This is a genomic window from Acinetobacter sp. Ac_3412, from assembly GCF_013072675.1.
GTDB classification, from domain to species: Bacteria; Pseudomonadota; Gammaproteobacteria; order Pseudomonadales; family Moraxellaceae; genus Acinetobacter; species Acinetobacter higginsii.
In genome coordinates, this window is record NZ_LXUJ01000005.1 from 683 (window position 1) to 1,146 (window position 464).

1 pseudogene is annotated in these 464 nt (G+C 48.7%); it reads left to right on the forward strand.

Going from position 1 to position 464, the window contains the following annotated elements:
- Positions 1-464: pseudogene (locus tag A7P54_RS18895) on the forward strand (hypothetical protein); the annotation flags it as partial.

Below are 464 nucleotides of genomic sequence, written 5' to 3' on the forward strand. Positions count from 1 at the left end.
CGTTAAGAGTGCAATTGGTGGCAACACGACGATTGATGCAACGACGGGTGCAATCACCACAAGTAACATTGGTGGCACAGGTTCGAACACGATTGATGGTGCGATCACCAGCGTTAAAGCAACAGCGGACAAAGGCATCAACTTTGGTGGCACAACAGGCAAGAACAACTATGCCTTGGGTAGTGATATCAACGTTAAAGGCGATAGCAACATCACCAGCACGACAGTTGCAGGCGGTGTACAACTGGGCTTAGGCGATACGCTGAATGTTAAAGATGCAATCAATGTGGGCAGTGGTGCAACCAAAGTTAAGATTGATGGCACAACCAATACCATTGGTGGCTTAAGCAACACGACATGGAACGGCACAGCGGTATCAGGTCAGGCAGCAACCGAAGATCAATTGGCAGCAGTTGATGGCAAGCTTGGTAACTTGGACGATGCAGCGGTTAAATATGATGACC